We start from the raw sequence: 1,562 nt of genomic DNA, 5'->3' as shown, positions 1-1,562 counted from the left end.
AAACATGTGCCAACTGCCTAACGGCAGCTTAAATTTACTTTTTCATTTTCACCTGTTAAGTGATGAAAAAAGAACCCCATTCTGATATGGTAAAGGTGTCTAAACCAACCATAAGAAAGGAGTTCTCTTCATGATTAGCTTACACAAAAACCAGGTAAAATTCAATTCAAACATCATCATTTCGCATACAGGTGGTCGTTTATCGAGTGATTCGGGTTTAGTCTTAGTTAAAGAAGTAATGGATACCTTCAAGTTTTCTGATTTGGCGAAATCACTTCTGGACATTAAAGATAACCGTGCTTACTACACGCATGATAATTTAGCGATATTAGAACAGCTCATTATGCAACTGATTGCTGGTTATTCGGCAGACTCGTCAGCTAATCTGTTACGACAGGATCCAGTCTTTCAAATGGTGTTAGGCAGAAAACAATTAGCCTCACAATCGTCAATTTCACGGTTTCTGGATCGTTTCACCACAGAAAATGTGGGTCAATTACAATCATTAAATCAGTCGCTCGTTGATAAAGCGCGTTTGATTCGCAATGACACCGAGTTAATCATTGATCTCGATTCCACTCATTCAGATACCTTTGGCCATCAAGAACAAACAGATTATAATGCACATTATCAAACCTACGGCTACCACCCATTAGTTGCCTTTGACGGACTGACTGGAGATTTCTTAAAAGCTGAACTGCGTTCAGGTAATCAGTACACATCTAAAGGGGTGAAAGCCTTTATCGACCCATTGTTACACCACTACAATGAATCCATACCGAATACTGACATATTGGTTCGTGGGGACAGCGGCTTCGCAACACCAGAGGTGTATGAGTCTTGTGAAGAAAATGAAAGTCAGTATGTGATCCGATTAAAGAACAATCGGAGATTAAGTCAATTAGCTGAGCAATCCGTTCTTTACGGGGATAACCAAAAATGGGAAGATCGGGAAGCTCAGTATTTTTCAATGCCTTATCAAGCACAATCATGGTCGAAACCCCGTCGTGTCTGTATTCGATCAATCCGTGAAGCAGGAGAACTCCTCTTTCAACACGCATTCATTGTGACCAATCTGTCAGATAACGTATCGCCTCAAGTTATATTTTCTCTTTACTGCAAGCGAGGGACAATGGAGAATTTCATCAAAGAAGCGAAAGGTGGCTTTTATTTCGATAAAACAGATAGTCCACGCTTCTTAGAAAATCATGTCAGAATGATGATTAGTCTGCTTGCATACAACCTCATCAACTGTCTAAAGACTATCGGCTTTGATAAAAAGAACCAAGGGATGACTATTCATTCCATCCGACTAACATTCCTTAAAGTCGCTGGCAAACTTGTGCAAACAGGCAGACGAGCCTATTTAAAATTGTCGAGTTATCATGTGTATCAAACTGAATTCTATAGGGTCTTCGAGCGCCTACGGCGATCCAGTCAATGGATTTAAATCAGTCATCACGTTAATTTTTTGAATCAATCGTCTACAAGGGAGAAGTATGCCTTCAAACAAACAAGAGAATCGTAAGAAGGTTCATTTAGTTAAAATCTACTTCGAGAAC

1 protein-coding gene is annotated in these 1,562 nt (G+C 39.7%); it reads left to right on the top strand.

Annotation, left to right across the window (positions count from 1 at the left end; all coding sequences use genetic code 11):
* Window positions 1-130: 130 nt before the first annotated feature.
* Window positions 131-1,450, top strand: a complete 1,320-nt coding sequence (locus ACEN31_RS11490; protein WP_407109475.1) for an IS1380 family transposase — start codon at window positions 131-133, stop codon at window positions 1,448-1,450.
* The last annotated feature ends 112 nt before the right edge of the window (window positions 1,451-1,562 follow it).

Origin of the sequence: Ruoffia sp. FAM 26255, assembly GCF_045528525.1 — a bacterium.
Taxonomy (GTDB): Bacteria; Bacillota; Bacilli; order Lactobacillales; family Aerococcaceae; genus Ruoffia; species Ruoffia tabacinasalis.
Note: the sequence above shows the minus strand (reverse complement) of the source record. Positions and strands in the feature narration are given on the sequence as shown.

Coding starts and splice junctions, on each gene's coding strand:
- ACEN31_RS11490 (WP_407109475.1), top strand. CDS start 131: ATGATTAGCTTACACAAAAACCAGGTAAAATTCAATTCAAACATCATC.